This is a genomic window from Tolypothrix tenuis PCC 7101 (assembly GCF_963874875.1).
Lineage (GTDB): Bacteria > Cyanobacteriota > Cyanobacteriia > Cyanobacteriales > Nostocaceae > Aulosira > Aulosira tenue.
Map to the genome: position 1 here is coordinate 5,880,770 of NZ_CAWNJS010000001.1, position 24,179 is coordinate 5,904,948.

Consider the following 24,179-nt stretch of genomic DNA (forward strand, 5'->3'; position numbering starts at 1 on the left):
GTCACAAATTAGGAATTATCAATTTGGGAATATCTTCTGGAGAATGAGCAATCCAATCAGCACCGTGAGTTTTCAATTCTTCCTCGCTTCCGTAGCCATAGGTAACGCCGATGGTTGCAACTTGATGCAGCTTGGCTCCGATCATGTCGTGTTTGCGATCGCCTACCATTACAACAGTAGAGGGTGCTAAATTTTCCTTCAGTAAAATATGCCCAATTAAGTCGCCTTTAACACTACGGGTTCCATCCAGTTCGCTACCGTAAATCCCATCAAATAGAGGCGATAAGCCAAAATGTTCAATAATACGGATGGTATAAATATAGGGTTTAGAAGTAGCGATAAAGGTTTTATAACCATAGGCGCGCAGAGTTTTGAGGGTTTCGGGAATTTGCGGATAAAGAATATTTTCAAATAATCCAATCGTGGAAAAGCGATCGCGGTACAGTGAAATAGCCTGTGTCAATAACTTTTCATCTGTAGTTTTCAATAACAGCGAAAAAGTCTCCTGAATTGGCGGGCCGATATACCAACCTAATTCATCAACATCTGGTGGAGTGTAACCCAGTTCCGAAAGAGCATACTGAATGCTACGAGTAATACCAGGCTTGGCATCGGTTAAAGTTCCATCTAAATCAAATAGGATGTTGGGCATAGGGCATGGGGCATTGGTAGTTGCTATTCTCGCATTATCTTCCTCATCTCCCTCATCCTCCTCATCTCCCTCATCCTCCTCATTGGCGCAGAAACTTCTCTCGGCTCAACAAAGCGATTCCCAAGGTGACGATACCAATTCCCACACATTGAATGAGGTTTAAAGTTTCGCTAATTGTTGCCCATGCAACTAAAGCTGTCATGGCTGGGCTACTAGCGCCAATAATAGAGGCGGTAGTTGCGCCAATTGAGCGAATTCCTAAATTATTGAGAGTATGACCGAGAAAACTGACTAAACCTGAAAAAATACTGCCAATCCACATAGGTGTCCAGTCAAGCTGGGCGCTGGGAAGGGGAAATAAGAGTAAGCTCAATCCAGAAAGCACTAGAGTTGAGGCAAAACTAATCCAGGTAAAGGGAACTGGATGGAATTTCTGCAAACATTTTTGGGCGAGGACGTTATAGAAGGCGTTAAAAATTCCCGCAATCAGGCTGGCGCAAATGCCGATCGCAATGGTATTACTGCTGTTGGTAGCAGAAGATTGGGGAACTGTGAGAACGCTGCCTACAAGAATAATACCCATAACTAGCCAACTAAAGGATGTGGGGCGATCGCCAAAAAATTTCCAAGACAGCAGTGCTGTAAACACCGGATAGGTAAAAAATATGGTGAGTGCAATTCCTGTGGGTATCAAGCCAATGCCAATGTACAGCGAGGTAATGTACAAAAACATGAGTACTCCACAGCCCAAAGCTTGCAGCATCACATCACGGCGTTCCCGTCTGAATAAGCTGAGGAATTCTTGAGGAGCAGATGGATATAGCTTGAATGATACAGATGCCATTAGTGGAACCACTAGCAGCATCCGCATAAACATTAGTAAGAATGAACTTTGTAAATCTGGCTTAACGTAACCACCGAGTAAAAATAAACTCAGTACGAGATGTTCTGAAAATAAAACTCGGACGGTAACGTTGTGAAATGACAAAAAAAAGGAGGATAGAAGAACTATCAGAATGCCCAACAAGGTAAAAAGTTTCCTTAGCAGCTACTCTTGTGCTTTAACACAGCCAAAGATATTAAGTCAAAACACTGACTAATTCTCGAGTAGCTGCATTTGCGGTGAACTGATTTACCGGACGGGGTAAACCAAGATGCTCACGCAGAGTTTGCCCTTCGTATTCAGTGCGGAATAAACCTCGGCGTTGCAATTCGGGGATGACAAAATCAACAAATTCATCTAAACCGCCAGGTAACCAAGGCGGCATAATATTGAAGCCATCAGCGCCATCATTTAAAAACCATTCTTCTAATTGGTCAGCAATTTGCTCTGGTGTTCCTAAAATTGTCCGGTGTCCCCTTGCGCCCGCAATCCATAAATATAGTTGGCGGATGGTTAAATTTTCTCGCTGCGCCAAGTCTTTAATTAGCTGCAAGCGGCTTTTACCGCCGTTAGTATCTGCTAAATCTGGTAACGGCCCATCTAGGGGATATGACGATAAATCATGTCCAGTTAGTCCGGAAAGTAGACCTACTCCCACAGAGGGATGAATTAAATCTTGTAGTTGTTGATATTTCTCCTTCGCTTCTTGCTCAGTGCTACCAATTATTGGAAATACACCAGGCATAATCTTGAGATTTTCGGGAGAACGTCCGTATTTTGCCAATCTTCCCTTGACGCTTGCATAGAAAGCTTGTGCTTCTTTGAGAGTTTGCTGGGCAGTAAATATTACTTCTGCGGTGCGTGCAGCCAGTTCTTGCCCAGCTTCCGAAGAACCAGCTTGCACAATTACTGGATATCCTTGGACAGGGCGGGCGACATTCAACGGGCCACGCACTGAAAAATGTTTACCTTTATGGTTGGGGATGTGTAGTTTATCAGGATGGAAATAAAGGCCTGATTCTTTATCACGAATTAAAGCATCATCTTCCCAACTATCCCACAGCTTAGTGACAACCTCTAAAAATTCTGTGGCTCTTTCATAGCGCAGTGCGTGTTGTAAATGTTCTTCCTGGCTAAAGTTCTTGGCTGCAGCTTCGGCGGCGGAGGTAACGACATTCCAGCCAGCACGCCCACCACTGAGATAATCTAGCGAGGCAAACTTACGGGCGAGGTGAAAAGGCTCTTCGTATGTAGTTGATGCTGTTGCTACTAACCCAATTTTCTTTGTCACCACAGACAAAGCCGACAATAAAGTTAGCGGTTCAAAGTGGACGCTAAATTGTCCCGAACGACTAAAAGCTTCTTTTCCCTGTCCTCTATCCCAGACAGCTAAACCATCTGCGAGGAATACCATATCAAATTTACCCCGTTCTGCTGTCTGTGCTAGCTGGGTGTAATGCTGAATATTCAGCCCTCCGTCTGCTTGGGCTTGGGGATGTCGCCAAGCTGCGACGTGATGGCCTGCGTCTGGTAAGAATGCACCTAGTCTCAGTTGTTTTTTCTGACTCATATTCTTCTCTATACAGATACACCTGCTAATTCAGCAGAGTTAGCAATATTGTTAAACTGGTTGGCTGGCCTTGGTAGTCCCAAATTCTCCCGTAGGGTTTGCCCTTCGTATTCTGTGCGGAACAAACCCCGGCGTTGTAATTCAGGAATCACCAAATCGACAAACTCTTCTAAACCACCAGGTAAATAAGGCGGCATAATATTGAAACCATCAGCCCCATCATTGACAAACCACTCTTCCAACTGGTCAGCAATTTGTTGTGGTGTACCCCAGATAGTTCTATGACCTCTTGCACCTGCGATCGCCAAGTATAATTCTTTGAGTGTCAAGTTCTCGCGATTTGCTAAATCAGATACCAGCTTCAAGCGGCTTTTACTACCGTTAGTATCATCAGGAAATTCTGGTGCTGGGCCATCTAAAGGATATCCGGATAAATCTTTGCCACCGTACACCCATCCCAGTAATCCCAATCCGACTAACGGATGGACTAATTCCTGAAGTTGGTCGTATTTTTCTTTGGCTTCTTGCTCAGTACTACCAATTACCGGGAATATCCCTGGCATAATTTTGAGATGCTCAGGGGAACGTCCATATTTAGCCAATCTGCCCTTGACGCTGGCATAAAATTCCTGTGCTTCTTTGAGAGTTTGCTGGGCGGTGAATATCACCTCTGCGGTTTGGGCGGCGAGTTCTTGACCAGCTTCCGAAGAACCAGCTTGCACTATTACCGGATATCCTTGCACTGGACGGGCTACATTCAACGGGCCGCGTACAGAGAAATGTTTACCTTTGTGGTGCGGAATGTGCAGTTTATCAGCTTCAAAGTAAACCCCTGATTCTTGATCACGGATAAAAGCATCATCTTCCCAACTGTCCCACAGTTTGGTAACTAATTCGACAAACTCTTGGGCGCGTTCGTAGCGTGTGGCGTGTTCTAAATGCTTTTCTCTGTTAAAGTTCTTCGCTTCAGCTTCCGTTCCAGAAGTAACCACATTCCAGCCAGCCCGACCATCACTAAGATAATCTAAGGAAGCAAACTTGCGGGCGATGTGAAAAGGTTCGTTGTAAGTTGTGGAGGCTGTCGCGACTAAGCCAATATTGTCCGTCACCGCAGACAAAGCCGACAGCAGCGTCAGAGGTTCAAAATGTACAAGCTTCCCGTTACGGCTCCAACCCTCTACATCAGAACTGTGATCCCGCACAGCTACGCCATCTGCAAGGAAAATCATGTCAAATTTCCCCCGTTCGGCTGTCTGTGCCAACCGCTTGTAATGCTTAAAATTCAGAGGATTAGCCTGTGCTTGGGGATGTCGCCAAGCTGCAATATGATGTCCAGTCGGATGTAAAAATGCACCCAGTCTCAGTTGTTTCTTTTTCGTATTCATTATTATCTATTGAAATGCGTTTCCCCTGATTGGGGACTGGGAACACAGAGGGGGAATTCCCATGCCCAATGCCCAATGCCCCATGCCCAATGCCCCACACTCTATGCCAGTACTGGTTCGCGGCGGTTATATACAGAAGAATCACCTTTGATGGCTTCGCTTTGTTTACCATCAATACCAACTGGGATATCGCCAACGATGGTGATTCGCTGAACGTGGCGGGGTTGATCACCGTAATCTGCGATCGCATAATGTTGAGTAGCGCGATTGTCCCAGAAGGCTACATCACCAACTTTCCAACGCCAACGCACTGTATTTTCTGGGCGAGTCACATAAGCTTGCAATAATTTGATGATTTCGTCGGATTCGTTTTGTGATAAACCCCGAAGGCGGCGCACAAAACCACCAATAAATAATCCCCTTTCACCTGATTCCGGATGGACGCGTACAACTGGGTGCAAGGTTTCGTATACAGTTGAGGTGAACACATCGCGATAGGCTCTGACTGCTTCTGGAAGATCCACTACGGCTGCTGCATAGTCGTAGGCGTTGCTATGTACTGCCCAAAGTTGATCTGCAAGGTCACGCAATGGAGTTGGTAAATCTTGGTAAGCTGTGACAGAATTTGCCCAAATCGTATCACCACCCGATGGCGGAATAACCAGCGCCCGCAATACAGAACCAAGCGGGGGACGGTCTACAAATGTCACATCTGTATGCCAGTTATTCGCACGTGCTACAGTTTTGCCATAGTTCAGGTCAAGAATTTCTGGGTTATCTGGAAGTGAGGGTACAGTTGGATGAGCTGTAGTCAATTCACCAAACCGACGAGCAAAAGCTATTTGCTGGTTAGCATCAATATTCTGTTCCCGGAAAAAGATAACTTTGTATTTAACTAGAGCTTTGCGAATATCGCTGATAATTTCATCACTGAGGTTAGTACTCAGGTCTACACCGATAATTTTTGCACCGATACGTCCGGCGATTGGTTTGATATCAAAGTATTGTGAAGTCATTGTTTTTATCTCCGATTGTTATTAGGGATTGGGGACTGGGGACTGGGGATTAGGGAGATAAGGAGGTAGGAGAGAAATTCCTATTACCAATTACCAATTACCCATTTACACCCCTGGCGTACTTCCACCATCAACAATAATCTCTGCGCCTGTAATTGAAGCAGCAAGGTCAGATAGTAAAAATAGTGTCAATGAAGCAATTTCTTCTGGTTGGGCGATTCTCTTGAGGGGAATTGCTTGTAGAGCTTCGGCTTTTGCTTGCTCAACTGTAATCCCTCGCGCTTGGGCGTTTTGTTCTGCCAAGCGTTCAGCGCGTTCGGTAGCAGTAGCACCAGGGGAAATGGCGTTAATCCGAATGTTGTACTCGGCTAATTCTTTAGAAATTCCCTTTGTGAAGTTGAGCAAGGCGGCGTTGGTTGTACCACCAGGAAGGAAGCTGGGGCGAGGTGTGCGTCCTGCACCGCCGATGATATTGACGATTCGTCCATCCCCTCGGCTCTTTTGATGGGGAACAACGGCTTTAACTAGGCGAATGTAGCCCAACAATTTTAAATTCCAAGCATCTAGAAATACATCATCGCTGAGGTCGAGGAATGACCCAGCACGGGCTGACCCAGCATTATTGACTAAGATATCAATCTGACCAAACTGTGCCAGTGTGGTGGAGACAACTTTATCGACGCTTTCCGCCTGAGTCAAATCTGCACTGATAGAGATGACTTTCGCCCCTGGTGTAGGTAGAGACTGGATTGCACTCACAGCATTCTCTAATCGTTCGGGGTTACGAGCTGCAATAACTACATTCACACCTTCACTATAAAGGGCTTTGGCGATCGCTAATCCAATACCCGCACTACCACCTGTGACAATTGCTGTTTTACCTGCTAGCTTGAGTTCTAAGCTCATGAGATGAATTCCTAGATTTGTTGGTCTGGCTATGTACTGTCTGCAACAGATAACCTAGTTATTCTCAACTCCACATAGCTGTGGCTAGGTTAATGATTTACTCAAATACGGTAAATCAGTAGACTTAATGTATTTTGTGACTGTAGAAGAAATTATCATAGACAATCTGAATAATCAAGCACCGTGTAAACATAGCCAACTAAGCATAATTTTACACATTTAGCTTTTCTAAATATTTGCGAATTTTCTGAAAAATATTTAAATTTACTATTTAAATGTGGGTATTTTTTATTAAAATCAAAAATTATTTATAAGTATTCTATGTATATTTCTGACAAAAATATACAGATTAATATCTATATTTCAATTAGTACTATTCAAAAAATAATTAATAAATTTGTGAGAAAATTATACCTAAAATATTAACTTGATTAACTATACTTACACAATATGAATAATTTAAAGTGCATTGTAATAGTAGACAAAGCAGCACCGCAATATGAAGATGTATTTGCAGCTAATCATCCCAGCAAGATAACTTGTTGAGATGTAGAAGAAGCAAAGACAAACCACTAGGAGATTAAACAAGCGATCGCTCCAGTGCTTAGTCCAATATTTACTGCTTCTATAATGGATTCAATTTAGTAATACTCCGCTAATAGTTACACTAATTCCTTGTCTTCAATCAAGTTATGAGTGATGAAAAACATCGCTCAGAATTATTTATTATTTCGCAAAAATTACGAATCCTGTTACGGTTTCAAACTCTTTAGTAGATATTTTTCCAGAAAATGATTCACTTCCTCGGCACATAACCCGACATGAACTATTTTCCCTGCTGCTTTGAGAATATCTAATCCTTTACCTTGATTACGCGGATCTGGATCGACTATCGAGACATATATTTCTTGAATGCGTGGATCTTTTGCGATCGCTAAAGCACAAGAGGGTGTGCGTCCTTGAAAAGAACAAGGTTCAAGAGTGACGTACATTTGCAAAAACGGTAAATCTTGACCTTGAATGTAGGTAAGTGCATCAGCCTCAGCGTGATGGTTTCCTGGTGAATGGGTGTATCCTAGCGCTACTATCTCGCCAGAATGGACTATGACGCAACCTACTGGTGGGTTCGGTAAGCATTTTGGTAAAGCTTTTCTGCTGTGAGCTAAAGCAGCCAACATAAATTTATCGTTCATATTGTTAAATCTCTGTATGAAAAACTAGCCAGCAAATAACTTTTTTGAATATCTGCACTACGAACGATGGTTTCTCTGCGACACGCTATGCGATCGCCTTATATATAAGGATATCCAAAAAACGCGATCGCTCTAGCACCAGCAAGAGTTTTGATGCTATCTAGATATTTTTCACATTACTAAGGTTTTATTTGCAACTGTTTCCTATTCTCTGTTCCCGTCTCATACTAGTTACGAACTAATAACAGTGAAACTTGTTTAATTTCCTGATGAGGATTGCTCACAATTGCAGCTAACAAAGTTTGAAAATGTTCACTCATACGGATAATGGTTTCGCAGTCAAATAAGTCGTTATTATACTCCCAAATGCCTTTAATTCCACTGGCTGTTTCCGTCATTAATAGACTTAAATCTAACTTAGCAGTCATTTTTTCTATTTCAAGGGGAGTTACAGTCAAACCGGGAATTTCCCAACTGAAGGAACTCGATTCTAACTTGTATAGCACTTGTACTAAGGGATTTTGATGGAAAGAACTTTCTGGTTGTAAAATTTTGATAATTTGCTCAAAGGGAACATCTTGATGAGCATAGGCGGCTAATGTTACTTGCTGTACATGAGTTAAAAGTTCACTAAATGTAGGATTTTCTCTAATATGTATCCGCAGTACTAAGAGATTGCCAAAAAAGCCAATGATAGATTCAGTATCTTGGTGGCGGTTAGCAATAGGAGTACCAATTAAAATATCTTTTTGCTCGCTGTAGCGAAATAATAAGACAGACAAAACTGTTAACAAAGTTGTAGATAGGGTAACACCTGATTGCTGACTGAGGATTTTTAATTGTCGGCTCAGTTGATGATCGATTTCAATCTTGAGACTGCTACCTTTGATTTTTTGTAAGGGTTTTCTTGGTCTATCTGTAGGTAATTCTAGTACTGGTTTTACACCGGATAATTGCCGATTCCAGTAGTTAATTTGTTGTTGTAAAATTTTGGTGCTTAGAGATTTCCACTGCCAAAGAGTATAGTCTACATATTGAAAGGGTAAATCTGGGAGGGACGAAGGCTGACCTGCAGAGAAAGCTGGATATAAAATAGCCAATTCCTGCTGGAGGATTCTGATTGACCAGCGATCGCACACAATAGTATGAGTAGTCAATAATAATACGTATTCTTCAGGAGATAATTGCAACAGTTTGACACGAATTAGGGAATCGCTAGCTAAGTTAAAAGGTATATGAGCTTCTATCTTGGCTAGTCGGTAAATTTCGTTCTCTGGTTCTGGCGAACTCTGCAAGTTGACGACGGGTAAGGTGAGAGTGGCTTTAGGATTAATTACCTGTACGCTCAAACCTTTGACCACCTGAAAGTTAGTTCGCAAGCTGGTGTGACGCTGCACAATTTCGCACAGGCTGCGCTCTAAGGCATTAATATCTAAATTGCCGACAATTCTGGTAGCAAAAGAGACATTATAAGTAGCGCTTTTGCCGATCATTTGGTCGAGTAACCACAGCCTTGCTTGAGCAAAGGAGAGGGGAAACTCGGTTTGATGTTGCGAAGTTAGGTCTATAGTCGGTACTATTTCTCCTAACTCTGTTTGACGATAATTAGTAATAAAATTTTCCAGTTCTGCTACTGTGGGTGCTGCAAATAAACACCGCAGAGGTAAGTCTAACTGATAAGCTTGTCGCAACCGATAAATTACCTGAATTGCTAATAAAGAATTTCCACCTAAAGCAAAGAAGTTATCGTTAATGCCAATCTCTTCTAAATTCAGAACTGTGGCGATGATATCTGCAATCACAGCTTCTGTAGGCGTACGTGGGGGGACAAATTTATTTTCTAATTCCACTAAATAAAGATGTGGTTCGGGTAACGCCTGACGGTTGACTTTACCCTCGCTTGTCAAAGGAATCTGCTTGAGAATTACATAGGTTGTTGGCACCATGTACTCTGGTAGTTGTTGCTGTAAAAATCTACGCAGTGCTGTAGATTTTAAATTAGAGGTTGTTGCTTTCTTGGGATGTGGCTCTGGAACAATATAAGCAACTAAATAGGGATTACCTGATTCGTTGTTGTTAATTGTGACTACTGCTTGCTGTACCTTAGGATGCTGACTCAATGCAGTTTCGATTTCTTCTAATTCAATCCGTAAACCACGAATTTTCACTTGCTGTTCAATTTTTCCCATAAACTCAATGTTCCCATCTGAAAGATAACGGGCGAGGTCGCCTGTTTTGTACAAGCGTGTTTCTGGCTGAAAGGGATTAGCGATAAAAGCCTTTGCAGTCAAATCTGGTTGCTGGAAGTAATCCTGCGCTAATCCATCGCCACCAATATAGAGTTCGCCTGGTATCCCCACAGGTAAAGGCTGTAATTCTTTATCAAGGACATAAACTTGTGTATTAGCAATAGGGCGACCGATGGGAATAGCTTTATCAATATGAGATATTTCTGTTATGTGGTAACAGCAGGTAAAGGTGGTATTTTCTGTTGGGCCATAAGCATTAATTAGCTTTAACTCTGGAGCTGCTTGCAGCAGTTTTTTTACATGGTAAACAGATAAAAAATCACCTCCTGTTAATAGTTGCTTTAACTGTTTTACATCTGCTATTTGCTCATCCACCATTGAGTCAAATAGACCTGCTGATAGCCATAAAGTTGTTACCTGATGCTCTTTAATTGCTTGTGCTAAATCTGATAATTTAGATTTTTGAGGAGGGAGAATAATTAAAGCTGCTCCATTGAGTAAACTACCCCAAATTTCTAGTGTGGCTGCATCAAAAGAGATAGGAGCTAATTGTACAAAAACATCTTCTGAACTGAAGTTGGCATAGTTATTATTTTTGACCAAACGTACTACGCCACGATGGATGATGCTGACACCTTTATATTCCTCGTCAGTAAAGGTGTACATCAAATAAGCTAAGTTTGCCGATGTAACTGGTACTGAGGGGTTATCTTGGCTATGTTCAGCAATGAGATTCCAGTCTCCATCCAAACAAATTGGATGTATTGCATTAACAGGTAGTGATTCTCGTAAGTGTGTTTGCGTTAACAATATTGATATTTGTGTTTCTGCAAAGATATACTCTATATGCTCTTGGGTGGAGGTGGAATCTAGAGGTACGTAAACGCCACCAGCTTTGAGAATTCCTAACAGTCCGATAATCATTTCTAGGGAACGTTCTACACAAATTCCCACCAATACTTCTGTCCCTACACCTAGAGATTGCAAGTAGTGGGCTAGTTGATTAGCTTTTTGATTTAATTCTCGATAGGTGAGTTTTTGTTCTGCAAATACCAACGCCACTGCATCTGGTGTCAGTTCTACTTGTTCTGTGAATAGCTGATGAATGCTCTTTTGGGGATATTCTGTAGATGTGTTGTTCCACTCTATTAATAGCTGATGGCGTTCTGCTGTTGTTAACAGAGGTAATTCCCCTACAGTTTGGTCTGGATTGCTAACAATTCCCGCGAGTAAAGTTTGGTAATGACTTTGCATTTTGGCGATCGCTTCCGCATCAAACAAGTCACTGCTATATTCCCAAACTAGATAATATTCGTGATTTACTTGCGTTAGCTTGCAGTTAATGTCAAATATACTCCCCCGTTGTGAACCTATTGGCAAAATCTCCATTTCTAATGCTGGCGTACTTTTGAGGCGATGTTTGTGCCAACTAAAACAAGCAGAAACTACAGGAAAGCGACTGCGATCGCGTTTAATTTTTAACTTTTCCACCAACAAAGAAAAAGGAACGTCTTGATGTCTCAGCGCTCCTAAGAATATCTGATTTAATTGACTGAGTAATTCCCTAAAGGTGAGTTGTGGCGCAAGATAACCTCGCAAGACGGCTATATTACTTAAATAACCGATAATTTGATGAAACTCTCTGCTGGCGGATCTACCTGTCATTGTAGTTCCTAGCAAAATTTCTTCTTGACCTGTATAACGGTAAAGCAGCACAAAAAATGCTGCTTGCATAATTATATAAAGTGGAACTTTTTGGGATTTTTGCAGTTGCTTCAGTTGTGCAATCAATTCTATATCTAGCTTGAAGATAGCCGTATTTCCCTGATAACTTTGCACTGGCGGACGAGGTTTATCAGTATGTAAATCTAAAATCGGCAATTCTCCCTCTAGTTGTGTTTGCCAATATTCCCAAAGTTTTTCTTGGCGAGTTTCTAACTTCTGGGAATGGCTACTGACATAGTCTGTATATTGGTAGCTAAGAGCAGGAACACTATTAGAAAATTTGCCTTCAGTGTTAATTTCCGCAGCGTAAAAAACTTGAAATTCTTGTAACAATAAGTCTAAAGACCACATATCACCTGCAATCTGGTGCATAACAATTAATTGCACATTTCCCTGTGATGTATTGGTAAATAGCCTTACCCGCAACACCGGGCCAGATTGCAACTGAAAAGGACAATCTGTTTGTTGATAAATTTGGGTATTTAAATCTTCTTGACTCCAACCAAAAGCATCTATTACTTCTAGATCAACCTTTTTCTGCTCGTGGATTTGTTGGACTGGTTGACCGTTGCGAATAGTATAAGTAGTGCGGAGAATAGCATAGCGATCGCTAATTTTTTGCCATGCTCTTTGCCATGCTTCTATATCTAAATCAGACTTAATCCGTACCGTCTGAAATATATTGTAAGCAACGCTTTCTGGTGCCATTTGGTAAAGGAACCACAAAGCTTGCTGACCGTGAGATAAGGCACTATATGATGTAGAGCCTTCTGACGAACGCACAAGATAGCTAAAAGATGGGTTGAGGACTGCTAGGATTTCTGCTTCTTGCGATCGCAGTTGCGCTAACAGATTAGGGCTGAGAATCTCCTTATCGCTATAGCGTAGGCTGTTGCCCTCAGTCCACAGCTTTACGTTCAGACTCCACAGCTCTGACAACAACTCATCAACTGTCTTCATTTGTAAAATTTTCCTTTGAGCAATCCATAGGGTTTAAAAAATACTCAGCTATTACGCATATAAGTTGTACATAAACTCATGAGATTTGTCACTGTTCTGTGTGTTTCTTAATGGGAATTTACACTCATAATTAATGACTCTCTTGGCGAGAGAATACTCTATATATGGGCATTAGCTGATTAATGAATCACAAATATACAAGTTTTTAATGATACAAAAATTATTATATATATCCGAAAAACTGCTTAGGCAACAATATAAAAATCAATTTCCAGAAAATCTACAGTACAAGTACTAGTATTTTGCTGCAAATGGGGATATTTTAAGTGATATTACTTAAGGTGCTTCTAGACAAACAAATTTTCTCCGTTTTGGGAGTTGTCATTAGTTACAGACAGAATAATTGTGGGTACGCTAAAAATAGGTAAAGTCAGAAAAATTTTATATTATTTTTATTTTCTGCCCAATGGATAACAACAATCAAACATTCAGCCAACCAGAGGTAATTCAACCATTGCAGGTAGAAATGCCTTACCAATCAAAAGCCGTCAGCTTATATGTTCAGCAAGCCTACAATCATTTTTACCAGGGAGATGTAGAAGGAGCGATCGCGGATTTTAATATAGCCCTTTGCATTCATCCCAACAGCGCCGAATTATATACAGCCAGAGGTAATTTTCGCAAACAGAAATTAGGCGATCGCCTGGGTGCAATTGAAGATTACACACAAGCTATATTTATTAATCCAGATAACGCTTTCTTTTATTTTTGCCGCAGTCAAACCTATCAAGAATTAGGTAATCAAGAAAAAGCAATTGAAGATTACAATATAGGGTTAACACTTGCTCCAGAAGGGACGATGTGTTGTTTAATTTAGGGCATTGGGCATGGGGCATTGGGCATTGGTAATGGGTAATTGGGTGTTTGGTGTCTGATGTTTATTCTTTCCCTTTGTCGCCTCATCTACCTTATCCCCAGTCCCCAGTCCCCAATCCCCAATCCCTATTATTTAATTTTTCGTAATCGCTGGGTGTATCAATATCAATATTGCCTAAGTTAAAAGGAATCGAGAATACTTGATTAAGGTTATTCTGAATCACTTTTTTTGCACCGGAATTACCAGGTAAATTAGCGAGTTCTGCAAAAAATTGGTGACTAAATAAAGCAGGTACACCTAATGTTTCTGCATATTCGCAAGCAATGATTGATTTTTGTGTAGTATGGTATGCATCAACCAGTTGATTAATAATTTCTGGAGAGAGAAATGGTTGATCGCAAAGTACAATCACTACTGCTGTAATTTTTTGATTCAGACTATACAAGAAATCCATCCCAGTCTTAATAGAACTACCCATACCAAAAGCCCAATCCAAATTCTCAACAATAGTAACGGGGAGTTCATGAATTTGAGGGCGAATTTGTTCTGCATTAGCCCCAAGCACTACAACTACAGGTTCACAAACTGAAGCGATCGCAATTTCTGTAATGTATTGCACCAAGCTACGTCCTTGATACAATAAAAGCTGTTTTGGTGTCCCCATCCGCGTAGATGCACCCGCAGCCAAAATCATAATTGCTATCCTTGATTTTTCTGTTTCTATTTTCTGAGTCATATATTATGCAAAATTAAGGAAATTGGCAGAGCGAGAAAATTCAAAGTATATAAATAAATATAAATTTACGGTCGTGGACTGACACGCCTAAAATGTGGCAATATAATTTTCTTGTGGGGTGGACATCTTGTCCGCCCAGGACGGGCAAGATGCCTATCCCACAAGAGTTTGAGCAATGCACTATTTTAGTCTAGACACGCCAGTAGGGTGTGTTACGCCGTAGGTTAACGCACCTTGAGCCGTTGATAGTCGATCGGTGCGTTGCGCTGCGCGACAACACACCCTACATTTACTATTTGCTGATTCATATCTTTTATAAGAGTACAATAATTACGAATTACGAATTACGAATTACGAATTAAAACGGCGTTTCAGTCTTTAAATGCAGAGTTTCTTTTAACTGTGGATGTTGAAAGTAAATTTCTCGCGCATGGAGATATAACCGACTAAAATCTGCACTTAATCCATAAAGCGGATCTCCTAAAATTGGCGTATCAAGTCCTTGAATATCAGCAGCATGAACCCTTAATTGATGGGTGCGTCCTGTTAGTGGTTTAAATTCCACACGCGTATAGTTTCCCTCTCTAGCTATTACTTGAAAATGGGTAATGCTGGGTTTACCATATTCCCAATTAACTTGTTGATAAGGGCGATGATTGGGATTTCCCCACAGGGGTAATTCAATTACACCTGCGTCAACATTCACAATTCCTGAGAGTAAGGCTTCATAAATCTTGTGAACTTGCTGCTGCTGAAATTGGATACTGAGTTGACGATAAATTTGGCGATCGCGTGCTAACAACAAAATACCAGATGTGTCTCGATCTAGGCGATGTACGGCGTTGAGTGACATTCCATCAGGTAATACATTTCGCAAGCGGCTGAGAACGCTGTCTTGGGTATCAAGATAACGTCCGGGAACTGATAGTAATCCGGGGGGTTTATTTACAGCAATTAACCATTCATCTTCGTAAATAATCGCTAGCTTTTCCCCTATTTCCGAAAATCCTGACAGCAAAAACCCCATCAAAGGTTGACAGCGTTCTACACAAGCAGGGTAAAATTTGCCAGGAATTTTTTCGCCATCAGTTGACGCAGAACCCCACCAAAATTCTGCCATTGCTAGGGGTTTAAGACGATGTATAGCTGCATATTGCAGTAACTTAGGCGCGCAACAGTCACCTGTACCGGTGGGTAATCCTGTGGGCATTAATTGTTGTAGCGATCGCGATTTTCCATAAAAATTGATTAAGGTGTAAGCTGCGTGCATCTGTGCTTGCAATTGGCGGGAAAGTTGCTGACGCTGTTGTTTTAATTCTTGTATCCGCGTATCTGCGGCTACAATTAACTGCTTTAGCGGCTGTAAAACTTCATTTTGCTGGCGTTTGAGTAATTTTCGCTCAATTCCCTGCTGACGGCTTTCTTCGTCCAGTTCTTCCAAGGCGATAGTCAGTGCTTCGCCTGTCAGCGTTTTGTAGATTAACTGACGTTTTTCCTGGCGTTGATGTTTGCGATCGCGGTGGCGATCGTTCATGGCTTGTAACTGCTGTACAAACTCGTGAGATAAACTTTCATATTGCTGTCTTTGGGGAATTTGCTGCAAAGTAATCAGTTCTTGCTTAATAGCTTCCAATTGCGCCAAAGTTCTAGCTTCATCTACAGCTACTTCTTCTCTTCCTGGTATTGGCGGAACCCAACCCTCAACTACACTGCAACTATGCAGCAGCCCAGAGAAAGCCTTAATTACTCGCTGTTCGCCAGTTGGGAGTTCAACCAGCAACACACCATACATTTTTCCTTCTAGAGAATAGCGCTCATCGCTGGCTAATTGTTGCATTAAACCCTGGGCGATCGCTTCTATTAAAGGGGTGCGAGGTAGTCTCAGCAAATTTCCACTTTGCGGACAATACCCTTCATAGTAATATTCGGCTGATGCGTTACTGGCTGCACAATTAGAATGAATAAAATCTGTAAGCGGATGTAGAAATACCATAAAAGGTATTATAAGAAATTGCACTGATCAGCTGATGCTTGTATAGATTAAATATTCTTGCTTATAGAGCAAGCAAAAGTTATTTTTTAATCTCTAGAATTCCTTGTAACTTCTTTGATTACTGCTTCAATGTCTATCACCTGTGCAACTCTTCCATAGATAGCTATGATTACTTCTGCCACACTTTGAGGTTCATCAGAAAAATCTTTAATAACTTGTGATAGGATGATTTCCAATGCTTCTATCGCCGGAAACCCTCCTGCTCCAGTACCAAGTAAAGGAAAAGCAATACTTCGATATTTCTCATCATTAGCTTTCTCTATACAAGTGTGTATTACTTGCTCAATTACTTTTTTGGAAGGCAGCCTATTATCATTATAATCTATCACTATTCCATGAAATATTTTTTGTGCTGATAATGCACCGGCTGTAGTAATTAAAACATCACCAATAGATGCTGGAACTAGTTTTTGTGCTTCTGAATAGATTTCTCCGCCACCTACAGAGCGGATTCTATAAGATACACCACCTCCCATAGTTAAATAATTATCATCTGAACTGACAATGACATCAGCTACAAGATTTGTAATATCACCTTGATAAATTTTTACTAGCCTGTTATTTACAGCTAGTTCACCTATAAATAAACCTCCAGATTCATACTGATTTATTTGTTTAAAAGTAATTCTTTTCGTAAATTCTTCTTGGCTAATACTTTGATTTCTAAAATTATGAATCAATTCCCGTAATTCTCTGATCTCATCTTCTTGATGACGTAGTTGCTTTGTATACTCATCAACAATCTTCTGTATCTTTTCATGACCTTGGCTGTAACGACTACGAGCTAGCTCAAGTTCGCTTTGAAGTGTTTGAATTAAATTCTGCTTATCTTTTATCAAATTTTCTGCTTCTTGCTCCGGCTCATAATCTGCACGTTCAATTGCAGTTTTTAGACTTTCTAAATTTTCTTTCTGAGCTTTCAAATCTTGCTGTTGAGTTTTTATAAGTTGCTCTTCAAATGCAACATAAGCTTTGGGATTTTCCTCTCTAAGTTTTTGCCTAATCTCCACAAGCTTGTTTTTAGCTAATTGACTTTCGATTTCTTTTTGTTGTCGAATAGGATCAACATTGATACCTCCATATATTATTTCTATAAAGGAATAACAAATTTGCCCAAATCTATAGTACTTTTCATTTGGTGATAAATCTTTAGTATTTTTCCAAAAAACATATAGTAGAGTTACACTAGTGAACAATACTAGCCATCCAATCACTACTCCAAATAGATATCCTTTGAAAAAATCGTACTTATCTGTCTCCAATAGAAATCTATCTATAATGGGACTAATCACACCACCTCCAATCACTACGAGAAGACCTCTATAGCGGTATGATTTGGAAAAGGTTTGATTTTCAGATGAAACTCTCCAACCATCAAGATAGAAAGACATTCCTGCAATTATGCCAATAAACAGAGAAATGGTTGATATTTCGGGAATCATGTTGATATAAAAGTAATGAATTTTATAGTATAAATAAGTAAGTTTGGTTATGAACCTACAGTGTTTAACTTAGATAAGCAACACCCTTCTGTAAGTTACTACAGAAGATGTAGAGAAAGCAGAGAGGTAAAGTTAACAAATCAATTGAGATTACTGTAAGTAATCAAAATTACCTTGAGAGATGTTATCACATTAGTGCTTAAACAACTGCCAATTGGTAACAATTTTTTCTTTTCTAAGCGCTGACAATACAATCCACTGCAACAGCTATATCGGGAAATGCTATTGGATAAATCGTCCCACTTGTTAATGTGGACTTGGAAGCGTACTCTCCATCTTGAGGATCTCGAAAGACTATAAGCTGTCTTTTTCTGAGGTTAACTACCCAGTATTCGGGAATTTCAGCTTCGGCGTAGACTTTGCTTTTAATTTCCAAATCTTTTTCTAAAGTGGAATCGGAGTATTCAATCAACCAAAAAATATTTTCTGGGTAAGGATGATGATTGAGATATTCTCGTCCTAAACGTTGCACGATCGCAATATCTGGTTCAGGTTCAGAGTTATTCGCAAGGGTAATTGGTTTAGCTGGACGAATTGTAGCGCGATCGCCCAATATCCGAGAGAGATATTCCCCAGCTTCGGTACTGAAATAAGCGTGGGGTTCGCCTTCCGGTGACATCTCTATAATCTCTCCCTTTAATAGTTCCACACGCCGATCATCTAAGATACCGGCTGCAATCATGCGATGGTATTCATTTATTGTCCACTTCGCTGTTGTGACAACCATAGCGATCGCTTTTTTATCGCGCTTATAATTTCACATCGTACACTCAAAATTTAAATTGATTGCGGTTTTTTGCCAATCAACAGAGCGAGTTCTAGCCACTTCCAGTAACAATCCACATCCGTGAAACCAATATTTCGCAGCCAATTTAGTTGAGTTTCTACGTCTAAAAGTTTATTTGATGGGTCTTCAGTTTCTACCGTAAAACCAATAGAGTGTAAAAAATGTGCGTGCAATGCTTGCGTGGGTGAGGCAATATGTTCTAAATTGCAGAAAATCCCGCCAGGTTCCAATATCTGAAAAATTTCTGTATATAGGGAAAGTTTGCGATCATGAGTGACATGGTGGATAGCAAAGCTAGAAACTACCGCATCAAAATAACCTAATTCTGGCAAGGGATAATCTAAGTTATGGGATATTACCTGTACTGTTGTATCCCCAGCAAACCGATTTTTGACCGCTTCTAACATAGTTGCAGAAAAATCAACTGCGATACTTTCAGCTTGAGGACGGTCGATTTTCAGTAATGCTAATAAGCGACCATCTCCAGTCCCTAAATCCAGAATGCGCTTCACAGTCTTAGGAACTTGTTCCAGCAAAACTGCTTCACCCTCTGTACGATGGGGTATTGCATCTGCTTGAGATAGATATCTCAAAGCATGGTCAGCAGAAGTCCACAGGTTAATTTGATTCATCACAGAACACTGCTCTTAGCGATCGCATTTTGTAATTGACAGTCAGAGCAATTCTACATCTTTTACACTCTACTCTTTGCGTCTCTGCGTCTCTGCGTGAAAAAATCATATTTCACTTTTTCACCGCACAGCTAGAAGAATTTAACCAAGAAGCCGCAGTTTTTGGTGTCTGAGAAACTAGGGTGACATCACCTTTATCATTAAATACCCATCCAGTAGCCGGCATAATTAATACAGCTTTTTGCTGTGGTGGCTTGGCGGTTCTACTATAGCTGGAATTGATTGTATGTAATGAATTTGCAGTCATACGAATATCTTCCCAGACAGTATTAGCACTAAGTAATTCGTCAGGTTTTGGGGGTAAACCACCACGTCCGACATCAGTAAATTGACCCGATGTTTTTTCATCTCCCGCACCACAATTTTGAGCAATTTGCTGGGAAGGATCGCTGGCGTTGGTGGGTAGAGAGACAATTCCTTTACTGGGGTCAATATCTGGAGAACTGATACTGATGACACCGTTTAACTGTGGGTCAGTTTGGGAAATCGCTGTAATATCGTTAGTTTGCAGATATTGTGAGTCAAGTTTTGCTGGGTCTGTGGTTCCTAACTTCTGTTCAAGTTCTTGTCGGGTGAGGGTTGCTAAACCAATCACGCCTTTAGCGTCGATTTCGATAGTACCGCCACTACCAGAGAAAGCATTTGCCGCGATATCATTATTTTCCGAGGCAGGAGAGACAATAAAGCCGTTATTAGAATTGAGTTTAATTGCGATCGCACCACCATCACCACCCGCACCTTGACGACCTGCGGTAGTTGAAATAAAACTTTGACGACGAAATAGCAATAAATCTTGCAAGTTGAGTGTAATGCTACCGCCTTGACCGCTATTTGTATCAGCCGTAATCTCTGCTTTTGTATCAAGAGTTAAGCGATCGGCTGTAATGCTAATACTACCCGCTACTCCTGAACCTTGACTATCTACAGAAATTCTCGCACTATCTTTAATTGTCACTTGCTCAGGGTCAATATTGATCGTACCGCCTTGACCAGTAGAATTAGATTCAGTATTGGCAAATAGTCCACTATATTGATTAATTGAACCAAGAATGCCTTTAGCTTCTTGCTCATTCTTGGGTTTCACAAAATCATAAATATCTTTAATGCTATCCAGTGATGCTATCAGTTCATTCAGTCTTTCTTGGTATGTAAAGTCTTGTCCAGAAATGGTAATATTATCAGTGGCATTAATTTTAATATTACCTGCTGCCCCACTTCTATAGCCATTGGTGAGAATTTGTCCACCACCTTTAATTTCGAGATTATTGACATTAACGCTAATATCTCCCCCGTTACCGCTACTTTTAGAGGGAGCGCTTAAAACTCCGCCATCGCTAATACTTAATGTACCAGTACGAATATTAATATTTCCTCCAGCACCAGCATTAGTTTCTGTACTTTCAGTATTGACAAATAATCCACTAGAAAATTTATTGAGCAGTGCATATCCTGATATATCGACAGAAGCTGCCGCCTGGTTTTGCTCATTCCAAGGATTAATATTAATGTTGCCACCTTTACCACTAGAACGCGTGTCAGCATTAATTCTTGAACCCTCAGTTAAGGAAAGAGACTGAGTTTTAATATTAATATTCCCGGCATTACCACTACCAAAAGTTTGAGCATCAATTCTGGATGTATTACTAAAAGATAATAACTGAGCAGTTATATCTAAATTACTTGCATTACCACTACCAAAAGTCTCCGCCTGAATTAGCGATTCATCATTAAAATTAAAAGATTGAGTTTTAATGTTGATATTACCACCATGTCCTGTGCCATAAGTTCTAGCATTTAAGATAGAACTATTAGTAAAAGAAATATTTTTATCAACTACAATCGAGAAATTACCACTGTTACCTGCCCCAAAAGTACTAGCATTTAAATAAGCTTTTTTTGTTAGCAATAAATTAGCAGCACTAATATTGATATCACCACCACCACCCTCTCCTTCTTGACTTGTATGAGAGTCATCTAAACTTAAATCGTTGCTACCAGTGTTAATACTACTTTCAGAAAGTGAGAGGGAACCACCTGCTGCTGTGACAGTGACACTTCCTGCTTTTCCTGTGCCTAAAGTATTAGCTAATAGAGAACTTTGATCAGACAGAGATATCGATTTAGCATCTATATAGATGCTACCACCTGCACCAGAACCATTAGTTACAGTTTCTAAATTACTGCTAGTAAACACTAAATCCCCAAGAGACTGAATCCTGATATCACCTGTATTTTTAGCAAAGATTGCTGCTTGATTATCACCATCTACTTGGTTACTAGTACTCAAAAAAGATTGGTCTATAGTTACTTTTTTTGGAATCAGTGAGCTATTTGGTACCCAACCAATATAAATATTTCCTAAATTACCATTACTAAATATGCCTCTATAGTGGCTATCTTCTTGGCTTCCAGAAGAACTTTTGAAAATAGAAATATCATCACGAGCATTAATACTCACATCTCCTGCATAACCTAAACTAAAATTGGTGGTACTTATCTTAGACTGGTTCAAAAATACTGACCCTTGTGTTGCTTCTATATTAATATTAGAGTATAAGTCAGCGTCGCCATTGTAATTACTTTCGCTAGTAATAGTACTATTATCAATAGCAACATTGTTAGCAGCAATCAGTTTAATATATCCTGCTACTCCAGACCCATAATTATTAGTGAATAGTTTAGCGGAATTCAAAGATATAGATTCACTCCCATGAATATCTATATCTCCAGATTTTCCAGAGCCGTTGTTACCAGATTGCACATTAGTTTTATCCAGAGATATTACTCCTGAATCAATGCTGAACTTCCCTGAATTTCCTGTACCACCTGTGATTACATCATTATATACTTCACTTTTACTGAAAAAAACCGAACCAATACTTTTAATTGAAATATTGCCAGCATTAGCTGTACTATCTAGGCCAGTAGTGCCACTTACTATTTTGCTATTTGTAATCAAAATATTATTAAGAGACTCAATACTTATCTCTCCAGACTGACCTTGTGAATTGCCATTATCACTATTTATTTGAGAGTTATTAATTATAATATTCTGAGGATAAAAATTAGCATATTCTGATTTACCAATATAGATAATACCAGAATCACCAACACTAGAAATATTGCTATTATTTTCAATTTTAACTTCCTGACTGGCACTAATTGCTACATCTCCTGCATAGCCATTGCCATTGTTGCTAGTATCTAAGCTAGATTGATTTAAATAGACAGATCCACCATTAGATTTAATGATGATGCTACTAAATTCTGTATCATTATCAGAATTACTAGAAGCCATTATGTTACCAAGGTAGATATTGCCTAATGCTTGAATATTTACATCTCCAGCCAATCCATTATGAGTTTCAGATATGATATTTGCTAATGTTGTATCAATATCACCATGTTTACTAATCAGGCTAATATTACCGCCATTGCCATCGACTTCCTCAAATAAATCAGAAAGTAAATCTCCATGAGTAATAATGTTGCCATTGCTAATCAGATTAATATTATTGCCACTATCCAAGCCTAAAGAAATATCAATTGTGCCATTAGTTGTAATATTACCTCGTGAATCAAGAGTAACATCACCAAAAGTATGAATTGAACCTGTGGTAATATTTCCTGGTAGATTATTAGGTGAATACTGATTAGTTAACAGAATTTGACCTTTTATCGGTTCATCTGCTTCTGTTTTATTGACATTAATAATACTCCCGATATTGATATCTGCACTCGTACTAGGTACATGAGTTTTAACTTGACCAATTAGCCCTATAATCGGCTCTGGTATCATTCCAGGAAAACCAAAAGCTGTAGTTCCAGCACGAATATCTAATGTTGGTTCAGAAGCGCCTTGAATATAGACATAATTTGTATCATCTGGTAAGGTCTCGGACAGTGGCACATCTTCTGTAATAGAGTTTTTTGGAGCAGTTGTGTCTGCACCTGTAATAAAAATACTGCCAATATTGACGGAACCTCCTGCGAAAATATGCAAAGATGCTCCTTCATAGCTATCAAAACTCACATCTCCACTAGCCCGGATAATAGGATCATGAGGACTGGAAAGCTTACCTAGACTACTATCTAGTTTCTCAATGCGAAAATTCCCCCCACTCCAATAATGAGCATCTCCTCCCACAGTATTTGCACTCCGCAGCAATAAATCACCGCCAGCAAATAAGCCACTATCAGGGTGATTCAAGGCAAAAATATCAATATTCTGATTACCTTGTACTAGTAAATTCCCACTTGCAGCCACAATTAAAGGATTAATCGCTGTATCTCGCAGTTTGACAGTATCTTGTGCTTGCAGTGTTAAATCTTTGCCTGCTTGTAGCCTACCTTGTAAGTCCAGACTACCAGCGATCAAGCTTAAATCTTGCCCTGTAGTTAAATTACCAGTGTTGCTAATACTTGCAGGGTGATTCGCGCCAAATTGCAATCCCGGACGAATGCTTACAGTCAGCAGTGGCGCGGCTTCTGGATTGATAGCGCTGAATTTCAAGCCATTTTCAAAGATAAAGCTATTGGCTGTTGTCGCCAGAAACGAACCTGCGACATCCAAGCGAGCATTCGGCCCAAAAATAATACCATTGGGATTGAGTAAAAATAGATTTGCTCTACCATCTATGCCCAAAGTACCAAATATGTTGGAGCGATCGCTACCTGTGACGCGAGTCCAAATGTTCTCAATACCTGCTGGATTGGCAAAGTATATTCTTTGACTATCGCCAACATTAAATTGCAAAAAACTCTGGAATAAATTTACACCTCTAGTCGCTCCACCTTCAATCAAGGTTGCAGGTAAACCCTGAACTTGGGTATTTGGTTTGAGGGTTGCACTTTCTGCACCTAATGTCCCATCCGGGATAATTTGAGCGCGTGCAGAATCAATCCATGCGATAAATACACCACAGATTGCTAATAAATTTAGCAACCTCAATAGCCATAATTGTTGGCGAGGAGCTGGAACCATATCAGTATT

15 protein-coding genes are annotated in these 24,179 nt (G+C 40.2%); 1 reads left to right on the top strand and 14 read right to left on the bottom strand.

The features are described 5' to 3' along the window. Position 1: 1 nt before the first annotated feature. The 8 genes from AACU25_RS23225 to AACU25_RS23260 all read right to left on the bottom strand — a co-directional run bounded on the left by AACU25_RS23225 (position 2) and on the right by AACU25_RS23260 (position 12,539). Entirely contained in the window at positions 2-652 is a 651-nt protein-coding gene (locus tag AACU25_RS23225) for an HAD family hydrolase (RefSeq protein ID WP_096579697.1), read from the bottom strand. 79 nt (positions 653-731) lie between these two features. Further along, on the bottom strand, positions 732-1,640 hold the full coding sequence (locus tag AACU25_RS23230) for a DMT family transporter (RefSeq protein WP_479688185.1): 909 nt from the start codon (positions 1,638-1,640) through the stop codon (positions 732-734). A gap of 91 nt (positions 1,641-1,731) precedes the next feature. Continuing rightward, positions 1,732-3,105 (bottom strand): LLM class flavin-dependent oxidoreductase, encoded by a 1,374-nt coding sequence (locus AACU25_RS23235; RefSeq protein WP_096579701.1) that lies wholly within the window; start codon positions 3,103-3,105, stop codon positions 1,732-1,734. 8 nt (positions 3,106-3,113) lie between these two features. Continuing rightward, entirely contained in the window at positions 3,114-4,490 is a 1,377-nt protein-coding gene (locus tag AACU25_RS23240) for an LLM class flavin-dependent oxidoreductase (RefSeq protein ID WP_096579703.1), read from the bottom strand. A 101-nt stretch (positions 4,491-4,591) separates the two neighbouring features. Continuing rightward, positions 4,592-5,506: a TauD/TfdA dioxygenase family protein gene (locus AACU25_RS23245; RefSeq protein WP_096579705.1), complete on the bottom strand. Its 915-nt coding sequence runs from the start codon at positions 5,504-5,506 to the stop codon at positions 4,592-4,594. A gap of 105 nt (positions 5,507-5,611) precedes the next feature. Continuing rightward, positions 5,612-6,412, bottom strand: coding sequence for an SDR family oxidoreductase (locus AACU25_RS23250; RefSeq protein ID WP_096579707.1), 801 nt, complete (start codon positions 6,410-6,412; stop codon positions 5,612-5,614). Positions 6,413-7,164: 752 nt separating this feature from the next. Further along, positions 7,165-7,605 (bottom strand): bifunctional diaminohydroxyphosphoribosylaminopyrimidine deaminase/5-amino-6-(5-phosphoribosylamino)uracil reductase RibD, encoded by a 441-nt coding sequence (locus tag AACU25_RS23255; RefSeq protein WP_096579709.1) that lies wholly within the window; start codon positions 7,603-7,605, stop codon positions 7,165-7,167. Positions 7,606-7,832: 227 nt separating this feature from the next. Further along, entirely contained in the window at positions 7,833-12,539 is a 4,707-nt protein-coding gene (locus AACU25_RS23260; protein WP_096579711.1) for a non-ribosomal peptide synthetase, read from the bottom strand. Between the two features lie 466 nt (positions 12,540-13,005). On the opposite strand from AACU25_RS23260, the gene AACU25_RS23265 reads away from it, so the two are divergent. Beyond that, positions 13,006-13,416, top strand: a complete 411-nt coding sequence (locus AACU25_RS23265) for a tetratricopeptide repeat protein (protein ID WP_096579713.1) — start codon at positions 13,006-13,008, stop codon at positions 13,414-13,416. Between the two features lie 91 nt (positions 13,417-13,507). Here the strand turns inward: AACU25_RS23265 and AACU25_RS23270 are convergent, their stop codons facing one another. From AACU25_RS23270 to AACU25_RS23295, 6 genes are all read right to left on the bottom strand, one after another. Then, positions 13,508-14,152 (bottom strand): NTP transferase domain-containing protein, encoded by a 645-nt coding sequence (locus AACU25_RS23270; protein WP_096579715.1) that lies wholly within the window; start codon positions 14,150-14,152, stop codon positions 13,508-13,510. Positions 14,153-14,510: 358 nt separating this feature from the next. Then, entirely contained in the window at positions 14,511-16,145 is a 1,635-nt protein-coding gene (locus AACU25_RS23275) for an RluA family pseudouridine synthase (protein WP_096579717.1), read from the bottom strand. A gap of 86 nt (positions 16,146-16,231) precedes the next feature. Beyond that, positions 16,232-17,647 carry a macro domain-containing protein gene (locus AACU25_RS23280; RefSeq protein WP_096579719.1) on the bottom strand — a complete coding sequence of 472 codons (1,416 nt, stop codon included), beginning with the start codon at positions 17,645-17,647 and terminating at the stop codon, positions 16,232-16,234. Positions 17,648-17,882: 235 nt separating this feature from the next. Next, entirely contained in the window at positions 17,883-18,434 is a 552-nt protein-coding gene (locus AACU25_RS23285) for a Uma2 family endonuclease (protein ID WP_096579721.1), read from the bottom strand. Between the two features lie 50 nt (positions 18,435-18,484). Then, positions 18,485-19,126, bottom strand: coding sequence for a class I SAM-dependent methyltransferase (locus tag AACU25_RS23290; protein WP_096579723.1), 642 nt, complete (start codon positions 19,124-19,126; stop codon positions 18,485-18,487). A gap of 112 nt (positions 19,127-19,238) precedes the next feature. Beyond that, a complete protein-coding gene (locus AACU25_RS23295; RefSeq protein WP_096579725.1) occupies positions 19,239-24,170 on the bottom strand; it encodes a two-partner secretion domain-containing protein in 4,932 nt (1,643 codons plus the stop codon). Positions 24,171-24,179 lie beyond the last annotated feature (9 nt).

What these genes read in the sequence shown, in the direction of transcription:
- AACU25_RS23255 (WP_096579709.1), bottom strand. Translation starts at nt 7,605, where the DNA reads ATGAACGATAAATTTATGTTGGCTGCTTTAGCTCACAGCAGAAAAGCT.
- AACU25_RS23240 (WP_096579703.1), bottom strand. Translation starts at nt 4,490, where the DNA reads ATGAATACGAAAAAGAAACAACTGAGACTGGGTGCATTTTTACATCCG.
- AACU25_RS23225 (WP_096579697.1), bottom strand. Translation starts at nt 652, where the DNA reads ATGCCCAACATCCTATTTGATTTAGATGGAACTTTAACCGATGCCAAG.
- AACU25_RS23290 (WP_096579723.1), bottom strand. Translation starts at nt 19,126, where the DNA reads ATGAATCAAATTAACCTGTGGACTTCTGCTGACCATGCTTTGAGATAT.
- AACU25_RS23235 (WP_096579701.1), bottom strand. Translation starts at nt 3,105, where the DNA reads ATGAGTCAGAAAAAACAACTGAGACTAGGTGCATTCTTACCAGACGCA.
- AACU25_RS23280 (WP_096579719.1), bottom strand. Translation starts at nt 17,647, where the DNA reads ATGATTCCCGAAATATCAACCATTTCTCTGTTTATTGGCATAATTGCA.
- AACU25_RS23260 (WP_096579711.1), bottom strand. Translation starts at nt 12,539, where the DNA reads ATGAAGACAGTTGATGAGTTGTTGTCAGAGCTGTGGAGTCTGAACGTA.
- AACU25_RS23285 (WP_096579721.1), bottom strand. Translation starts at nt 18,434, where the DNA reads ATGGTTGTCACAACAGCGAAGTGGACAATAAATGAATACCATCGCATG.
- AACU25_RS23275 (WP_096579717.1), bottom strand. Translation starts at nt 16,145, where the DNA reads ATGGTATTTCTACATCCGCTTACAGATTTTATTCATTCTAATTGTGCA.
- AACU25_RS23250 (WP_096579707.1), bottom strand. Translation starts at nt 6,412, where the DNA reads ATGAGCTTAGAACTCAAGCTAGCAGGTAAAACAGCAATTGTCACAGGT.
- AACU25_RS23265 (WP_096579713.1), top strand. Translation starts at nt 13,006, where the DNA reads ATGGATAACAACAATCAAACATTCAGCCAACCAGAGGTAATTCAACCA.
- AACU25_RS23295 (WP_096579725.1), bottom strand. Translation starts at nt 24,170, where the DNA reads ATGGTTCCAGCTCCTCGCCAACAATTATGGCTATTGAGGTTGCTAAAT.
- AACU25_RS23270 (WP_096579715.1), bottom strand. Translation starts at nt 14,152, where the DNA reads ATGACTCAGAAAATAGAAACAGAAAAATCAAGGATAGCAATTATGATT.
- AACU25_RS23245 (WP_096579705.1), bottom strand. Translation starts at nt 5,506, where the DNA reads ATGACTTCACAATACTTTGATATCAAACCAATCGCCGGACGTATCGGT.